The sequence below is a fragment of the Collinsella aerofaciens genome, assembly GCF_901212495.1.
GTDB lineage: Bacteria > Actinomycetota > Coriobacteriia > Coriobacteriales > Coriobacteriaceae > Collinsella > Collinsella aerofaciens_H.
On the sequence record NZ_CAAKNY010000076.1, the window covers coordinates 44,787 to 52,761 of the forward strand.

At 64.6% G+C, this 7,975-nt stretch carries 9 protein-coding genes; all 9 read right to left on the minus strand.

Translation table 11 applies throughout. The features are described 5' to 3' along the window. The 9 genes from SFLMC1_RS09380 to SFLMC1_RS09420 all read right to left on the minus strand — a co-directional run bounded on the left by SFLMC1_RS09380 (window position 1) and on the right by SFLMC1_RS09420 (window position 7,970). Window positions 1-900, minus strand: coding sequence for a 4-hydroxy-3-methylbut-2-enyl diphosphate reductase (locus tag SFLMC1_RS09380; protein WP_226814230.1), 900 nt, complete (start codon window positions 898-900; stop codon window positions 1-3). A 2-nt stretch (window positions 901-902) separates the two neighbouring features. Further along, window positions 903-1,631: a lysophospholipid acyltransferase family protein gene (locus tag SFLMC1_RS09385; RefSeq protein WP_152073792.1), complete on the minus strand. Its 729-nt coding sequence runs from the start codon at window positions 1,629-1,631 to the stop codon at window positions 903-905. A 3-nt stretch (window positions 1,632-1,634) separates the two neighbouring features. Beyond that, window positions 1,635-2,321 (minus strand): (d)CMP kinase, encoded by a 687-nt coding sequence (gene cmk, locus SFLMC1_RS09390; protein ID WP_152073791.1) that lies wholly within the window; start codon window positions 2,319-2,321, stop codon window positions 1,635-1,637. 66 nt (window positions 2,322-2,387) lie between these two features. Next, window positions 2,388-3,353: a pseudouridine synthase gene (locus SFLMC1_RS09395; protein ID WP_187323941.1), complete on the minus strand. Its 966-nt coding sequence runs from the start codon at window positions 3,351-3,353 to the stop codon at window positions 2,388-2,390. After that, window positions 3,340-4,059, minus strand: a complete 720-nt coding sequence (scpB, locus tag SFLMC1_RS09400; RefSeq protein ID WP_152073790.1) for an SMC-Scp complex subunit ScpB — start codon at window positions 4,057-4,059, stop codon at window positions 3,340-3,342. The genes SFLMC1_RS09395 and scpB overlap by 14 nt, the downstream gene beginning before the upstream one ends. A gap of 11 nt (window positions 4,060-4,070) precedes the next feature. Then, window positions 4,071-4,880, minus strand: a complete 810-nt coding sequence (locus tag SFLMC1_RS09405; RefSeq protein WP_152073789.1) for a segregation and condensation protein A — start codon at window positions 4,878-4,880, stop codon at window positions 4,071-4,073. 84 nt (window positions 4,881-4,964) lie between these two features. After that, entirely contained in the window at window positions 4,965-5,648 is a 684-nt protein-coding gene (locus SFLMC1_RS09410; protein WP_152073788.1) for a site-2 protease family protein, read from the minus strand. Window positions 5,649-5,656: 8 nt separating this feature from the next. After that, the gene (locus tag SFLMC1_RS09415) at window positions 5,657-5,953 is read right to left on the minus strand and encodes a hypothetical protein (protein WP_226814229.1); all 297 of its coding nucleotides are present in this window, start codon (window positions 5,951-5,953) and stop codon (window positions 5,657-5,659) included. Then, a complete protein-coding gene (locus SFLMC1_RS09420; protein WP_152073787.1) occupies window positions 5,940-7,970 on the minus strand; it encodes an ABC-F family ATP-binding cassette domain-containing protein in 2,031 nt (676 codons plus the stop codon). Before SFLMC1_RS09420 ends, SFLMC1_RS09415 begins: the two co-directional genes overlap by 14 nt. Window positions 7,971-7,975: the final 5 nt, after the last annotated feature.

Sequence of the window (7,975 nt, forward strand, 5' to 3'; positions counted from 1 at the left end):
TTAGCGGCAAAGCTCCTTGATGCGCGCAACGGCGCGTTCGATGTGTTCTTGCGGGGTGGAGGCTCCGGCAGTGATGCCGATGTGGCGCGCGCTGGCAAACCATGCGGCCTCAAGCTCGGAAGCTTCCTCGATGTGATGCGTGTGCTCGCAGGCATCGGCACAAATCTGCGCCAGGCGGCGCGTGTTGCCCGAATTTTTGCCGCCCACGACGACCATGCAATCACAGCGGTTGGCGAGGGTTGCGGCTGCCTGCTGGCGCTCGCTCGTGGCGGCGCAGATCGTGTTGATCACGCGCAGTTCCTGCACGCGCGGGGTGATGGAGGCCACAACCTCGGCCAGGTTCTGCGCGGTCTGGGTGGTCTGCACAACCAGGCCAACCTTGCCCTTGAGCGGCAGTGCGTCCGCATCGGCGGCACAGCTCACGACCTGCGCGTCATCACCAGCATGGCCCAGAATGCCCTCGACCTCGGGGTGGCCCGGCTCGCCCACGACGATTACGCGGTAACCCTCGCGCACCAGGCGCGCGGCCGCCACATGGACTTTCTTGACGTAGGGGCAGGTGGCATCGACCACGGTAAGGCCACGCTCGCGAGCGGCCTCAATCACCTGCGGCACCACGCCGTGCGCGCGGATGATCACGGTGCCCGACGCGGCGTCATCCAGGGTGTCGGCCAGACCCACGCCTGCCTCGGCAAGCTCGCGCACCACGATGGGGTTATGAATGAGCGGGCCCAGGGTGTGGACCTGAGTGTTCTTCCCCGCCTGCGGGGCGGCCGCCAGCGCCATGTCGAGCGCGCGCTGCACGCCGTAACAGGTGCCGGCGTGGGCAGCGATCTCGATGGTGGGGACGTCTGCCTTGCCGGGCACAGCCTCGACGGTGTTCATGATTTTATCGCCCATGGCTAGAACCTACCCGGGTGCTCGGTGCACAGCTCGTCGCGCATGGCGTAGACACGGCTCATAGCCTCGGACTCAAACCAAGCCAGGCGCTCCTTGCGCTTGAGCTCGGTCGGAGCGTCGGAAAGCGAGACGGCCTTGCCGGCGCGGATCCAGCACTTCCTGGGGCGCATGAGCTTTTTGCCCTTAGGCGTGATGTCGGACCAGCCACAAATGGCGAGGGGGTTGACCGGCGCCTTGCCCATCTGGGCGATAAGCGCAAAGCCGCCATGGACCTCGGGCTTAATCTCGCGCGAGCGGATGCGCGTGCCCTCGGGGAAAATCAGGACGTCCTCGCCGCGTTGCAGCGCATGCTGGGCGGCGCGCAGGCACTTCATGTCGGCGGTGCCGCGCTCGACGGGAATACCGCCCACGCGGCTAAAGGCCCAGCGCACGATCTTGCTCTTGGCAAACTCGGACTTAAAGATGGGGCGGACGCGGCGGCCGCCAAAGAACAGCGCCGTCTCCACGGCCAAGAGTTCGGCCATCGAGGTGTGGTTGCAGATGACTACGCTGCCGCGGCCTTCCTGGCGCTCAAACAGCAGGTCGGCGTCTTCGACCTTCCAGCGCCACATGAGCTTGGAGAAGACCCACAGGATGCCCATGACTACCGCGACAGTGCCGCGGATGAGCGCCGGGAACTCGGCGTAGGGGGCGTTGTAGTAATCCTCGGACGTCTGCTTAAACAGGCGCATGGGCTACCTCCTTTGGTTGATGAGGTCCTCGATGATCGAGACGACCTCATCGATGGTGTGGGCGGTGGAGTCGACGTGCACGGCGTCCTCGGCGGGCACAAGCGGTGCGACCTCGCGGCTGCTGTCGAGTTTGTCGCGCTGCTTGAGGGCATCGAGGGTTTCGTCGACCTCGGCCTCGAGTTGTGGGGCGGTAAGCGGCTGGGCGTCGTTTTGGTGGCGCTGCAGCACGCGGCGGCGGGCACGCTCACGCGGGTCGGCGGTCAGAAACACCTTGACCTGCGCGTTGGGGAACACGACGGTGCCGATGTCGCGACCCTCGGCCACGATATCGCGGTCCTCGGCGGCGCGGCGCTGATGGATGAGCATGGCGGCGCGTACACCCGGGTAGGCCGAGACCTTGGAGACGTTGGCGTCCACCTGCGGGGTACGGATGGCAGCCGATGCGTCCTGGCCGTCGATGGTCAGGCGCGTGTCCTCGCCGGTGCCGTTGGTAAAGCGGATCTCGATCTGCTCGGCGAGGGCGTCGATGGCCGCCTCGTTGTCCAGGTCGATGCCACTGTCGAGCGCGGCAAAGGTGACGGCGCGATACATGGCGCCCGTGTCGAGTTTGTTAAAGCCCAGCTGGCGGGCGATCTCCTTGGCGATGGTGGACTTGCCAGAACCGGCGGGGCCGTCGATGGCGACGATCATGCAATGCTTCCTTTCGGTGGTTGACGTGCTGGTGTGGGACGCGGGGGCTGCTGTTTAGCGGGTTGCCTAGCCTGTGTAGCGCTCGCGATAGGTATTGCGCTTGGGCGCGGAGCCGTGGCTGCCGTGGTGACGTGTGTGGCTTGCGGTGTTGGTCGCCGGCGCGGCAGCGCGCTTGGAGCTGGCCTGATTGGGCGGGATGCCGCCGGCCTTGAGGACCTGTACCTCGCGGTCGGTGAGCTCGCGCCACGAGCCCTTGGCCACATCCTTGAGCTCCAGGCCGGCAAAGTTACAGCGGTGCAGGCGGATCACCGGATGGTGGATCTTGCCCAGCATGCGCTTGACCTGGTTTTTGCGGCCCTCGCGGATGATGACCTCCACGGCGGTGGTGCCGGGCTTGACGCCTTGCGGAGCCACGGCCTCGGCCTCGCGCGCGGTAATGACGCGGCAGATCGCCGGTTGGCACAGACCGTCATCGAGCTCGATGCCGCGACGGAGTGGTTCCAGGTCGCGATCGGTCAGGTGGCCATCCACCAGCGCCTGGTAGGTCTTGTAGACGTGCTTGCTGGGGTGCAGCAGGTCCTGCGACAGGTCGCCGTCGGTGGTAAAGAGCAAAAGGCCCGTGGTGTCGCGGTCCAGGCGACCCACCGGGAAGAGCCCCGGAAAGCGGTCGCGCGGGACCAGGTCGGCCACGCAGGGGCGCTCCTGCGGGTCGCTCATGGTGGTGAGGAAGCCGGTCGGCTTGTAGAGCATCAGGTACACGGCGCCCTGGTTGAGCGTGACGGGCATGCCATCGACCTCGATGTGATCACGGTCGACGTCGACCTTGGTGCCCAGTTCGGTCGCGACCTGGCTGTTGACGGTCACGCGGCCGGCGGTCATTAGATCCTCCGAGCCGCGGCGGCTCGCCACGCCCGCACGCGCCAAAAAGCGCTGCAGGCGCATGGTGTGCGGGTAGACGGGCTGGGAGTCGGTCGCGGGCGCGCCCATGACGCCGGCGATGTGCGTCTCCCCTGCTTCGTTAGTCCTCGTCATGCATATCCTCCGAGCTGTCACCGCTGGTCAGGATCTCTTCATCTGCGTCGTCCTCAACATCGGTATCGATCAGTTCGTGCTCTTCGTCCAGGTCCTCGGCCTGCTCCTCGAGCGTGGACTGAATGCTGCGGCCGCTCAGGCGCTCGCGGATAAACTGACGCGACTGCTCGTCGGGCGCAAACTGCTCCAGATCGGGCAGGTCGCGGGTGGAGCGCAGGCCGAACTTTTCCAAGAAGGCGTTGGTCGTGCCGTAGATGATTGCCTGACCGCGCTCGGGGTCGCGGCCGAGCTCGCGCACCAGGCCCTTGTCCACGAGCGACGCGATGACGCCGTCGGAGTTGACGCCGCGGATGCCCTTGACCACCTCGCGCGTGACGGGCTGGTGGTAGGCGATGACGGCCAGAGTCTCGAGCGCCGCCTGCGACAGTTTTTGCGTGTCCCAGCTCAGTACATAGGCCTCGACCACATCGTGGAAGGCGGGGTGTGTGAACAGGCGCCAGCCGCCAGCGACCTCGCGCAGCTGAAAGCCGCGGTTGGCCTCCTCGTACTCAACCTTGAGCTCGGCCAATAGCGACGCGCACTCGCCGGGGGCGATATCCAGCGCACCTGCCAGCGCGGGCGCGCTTACGGGGTCGCTCGACACCAGCAGCAGCGCCTCGAGGGCACCTTTGAGGCTGTTTGCCTCTAGCGTGGAAAGGGTTGACATGGTTGCCGCTCCTATTCGGTGAGCTCGGGGCCCTCGCCGGGCACGTATGCCTCGGCGCCCTCGAGGCGGTTGATCTGAATGGTTCCAAAAATCTCGTCCTGGCTTAGCGTGAGCGAGCCGCGTTTGGCGAGCTCGAGCATGGCCAGGAAGGTGACGACGAGCTGCTCGGTGGTGGCGTCGCCGTCCAGCAGCTCACGGAAGGTGCAGGTTTGGTGCGCCATGGTAAAGCGGTCGACCGAGGCCACCGTCAGGTCGAGCGGCACGCGATGCGGTGCCACGTGCTCGGCCTCCAGCAGGAAGGTCTGGCGCTTGCCGTCCAGGTCGGCGCAGATGACGGCCAGGCCGCGCAGGGTAATGCCGGCCAAGTAGTCGGGCATAAGGCCTAGGAACTCGGGGTCGGGGCCGGCCACGCGCGGATGCATGCGGCTCTCGGCCTGCATCCGCGCGCCAAGGGCCGCCGCTGCGCCCTTAAACTGCTTGTAAGCGATTAGGCGCTGAATCAGGACTTCGCGCAGGGCGTCACCGTCGAGCGCGCTAAGCTCCTCGAGATCTTCGTCGTCCTCGTCATCTTCGTCTGTGTTGCTTGGGGCCTCCTGGGGCACCAGCGAGGCGGCCTTGATGTCCAGAAGGGTTGCCGCGACCAGCAAAAAATCGCTCGCCACGTCTAGGTCCAGCGCCTCGATGCGCTCGACCTCGGTAAGGTATTGCTCGGCCACCTCGCTGATCGAGATGGCGCCGATATCTACTTTTTGGCGGGTCACCAGCTGCAGCAGCAGGTCGAACGGTCCGCTGTAGATCTGCGTCGACACGCGATACGACATCTTCGACCTCCTTTGACGGCGCCTTCACGGCGCGGTTTGGGTGCATGTTACGACCGTTTTGCACGGTCGATCTGTAAGTTTACCCTAGATGCCGGCGGTTGCGAAGTTGAGCAGATGCTCCGCCAGCGGATACACGGTAACGTCGAAATACCGGCCGATCACATCTATACCGGTCCACATGGGCAGCAAGTACAGCACGATGATAAGGATCGGCATGGCGTATTGCTGCAGACGATAGTAGTTGGCGAGCGCCTTGCCTTTGAGGAACGGCACAATGATCGACGAGCCGTCGAGCGGCGGGATCGGGATGAGGTTAAAGAACGCGAGCGACAGGTTGACCACGATAAAGGTGGCGCCGAAGTTCATGATTTGGGACGCCACGGCAAAGGACATGCTGGTGTAGAGGTTGCCATACGCTGCGTGCATGAGGGCGGCTGCGAGGCACGCGAGTGCAATGTTCGATGCGGGGCCGGCTGCGCTCACCAGGACCTCGTCGCGCTTGGGGTGCTTGAGGTTGTTGAGGTAGACGGGCACCGGCTTGGCAAAGGCGAACACCGGGCCGCCGGCCGCAAGCATGAGCAACGGCAGGAGGATGGTGCCAAACGGGTCGATGTGGTTGAGCGGGTTGAGCGAGACGCGGCCGCGCGAACGGGCCGTCTTGTCGCCGAGCGCCCAGGCCGCGGCGGCGTGCGCGCTCTCGTGGATGACAATACCCACGATGACGGCAACGGCGCTGGCGAGCAGGTTCATGAGGTGGCTGTTGGACATTGCGCCCCCTAGCGGACGCGGCGCGAGGCGCGCGTGAGCAGGTAGTCGATCACAAACAAGATTATGGTGACGATGGCGTAATCCAGGCGGAACACACCGCCAAAGGGCGATGTGATGACGCCGTAGCCGGCGATAGCACTCGGCAGCGCGCGCGAAAGCTCAACGACAAAGCCCACGATCTGCAGCTTGGCGGTGAGGCCGCTAAAACATAGCAGCACGGTCATCGCGCTCATAAAGATGCCGCAGATGCGACAGGCGATGGCGATAATGCTCATCGCCACGGCAGCGGCCTTACGAGAGTTCACGCGCGGTCTCCTCTTCGATCTGGGTGGAAAGCTCCAGCCATTCGTCCTCGAGCTTGGGCAGCTCTTGCTTAAGCCCGTTATATTCCCCCAGCGCGGCGTTGAACTTATCCTGATCGGCATAAAGCTCTTCGCTTGCCATCAATTCCATAAGCTCGTCATAGCGGGTGCGCTTTTTGTCGAGCTCCGCCTCGATCTTCTTGAGCTGGTTGCGCACGCCCTTGAGCTTTTTGTTGAGCGCGGCGCGGGCCTGGGCCTCGGCGCGCTTTTGCTCCTTGGTCTTTTTGCCCTCGGCGGGCTTGGGGGCGGCGGGGATGTCGGCCTGGGCGGCGCTGGCTTTGGTGGACTTGGCCGTGGCGGGCGAACTCTCCGTGGGCGCCTCGGCGGCGGCGCGGGCCGCGAGGTCCTCGCGCTTGTAGAGGTAGTAGTCGTAGTCGCCGTCGTAGACCGTGACCTTGCCGTCGCGGATGTCAATGATGCGGTTGGCCACAGCGCGCACCAGGTGCTCGTCGTGGCTGATCAGCACGATGGTGCCGGGGAAGTTTTGCAGGGCGTTCTCGAGCATGTCCACCGAGTCGATGTCCAGGTGGTTGGTGGGCTCGTCCAGGCACAGGAGCGCCTCGGGCGCCACGAGCATCTTGGCCAGGGCCAGACGCGCCTTTTCGCCGCCGGAGAGGACGCGTACCTGCTTCTCGATGGAATCGTTGTCGCTAAACAGGAAGGCGCCAAGCAAACTGCGCTGCTGCGGCACGGTCCACTTGGGTGTGACGGTGTCGATCTCTTGCAGGACGGTGTTGGACTCGGTCATGCCCTCGAGCGCATGCTGGGCGTAGTAGGCCACGCCCACGTTGGTGCCAAGATCGCGGGTGCCGGTGGTGGGCGGCTCCAGGCCGGCGAGGATCTTCATGAGCGTGGACTTGCCGGCGCCGTTGGGGCCGACGAGTGCCACGTGCTCGCCGCGGTAGAGCTTGAGGTCGATGTCGCTGTAGATGTGCTTGTTGCCGTAGGACTTGGATGCGCCCTCGAGCCCCACGACCATGTCGCCGGAGCGCGGCGGGTCAGGGAACTTAAACTCGATGTGCTTGTGGCCTTCGGGCAGGATGACGAGCTCCTTTTTGATCTGCTCGATCTTGCGGATGCGCTCCTGGGCCTGGGCGGCCTTGGTGGGCTTGTAGCGGAACTTGTCGACGAAGACCTGCATGTGGGCGATATCGCGCTCCTGGGCAGCACGCTTGGCGCGCATCTGCTCCAGGTTGTCCTCGCGCTGCTTGAGGTAGCTGCTGTAGTTGCCGGTGTAGGTGGTCACGCGACGGTTTTCGAGTGCGGCGACGTGGTCGACACAGGCGTCCATAAAGGCGCGGTCGTGACTGACGATGAGGACGGCGCCGTCGTAGTTGGCGATAAAGCCGCGCAACCACTGGACGCTTTCGAGGTCCAGGTGGTTAGTAGGCTCGTCCAGAAGCAGCAGGTCGGGATGGCGCAGGAAGAGCTTGGCCAGCGCGATGCGCATCTGCCAACCGCCCGAGAACTCGGAGCACGGGCGCTCAAAATCGGCGACCTTAAAGCCCAGGCCAGACAGGATCTTGCGGGCGTTGCTCTCAAGCTCGTAGCCGCCCAGATGCTCAAAGCGGTCCTGGACCTGGCCGTACTCGTTGAGGAGTGCGTCGACGTCCTTGCCCTGCTCGGAGAGCTCAGTAATCTGGGCCTGCAACTCGTTGGCGCGCTCGCCCATGCGGCGGATTTCCTTGGCGGCGGCCATGACCTCGGCAAGGATGGTGGTGTCCTTTTGCTCCAGGTTGGTTTCCTGCTCTAGGTAACCTACCTGGCAGTCCTTTGCGTACTGGACCTGGCCGGCGTCTGGGCTGTCGATGCCCATGATGATCTTGAGCATGGTAGTTTTGCCGGCGCCGTTGGGTCCCACAAGCGCGAAGCGCTCGCCGGGGTTGATCTGGAAGGACGCGCCGCTAAAGAGGACGCGCGCGCCGAAGCTTTTTTCGATCTTGTCGACCAGGAGGATCATGGTGC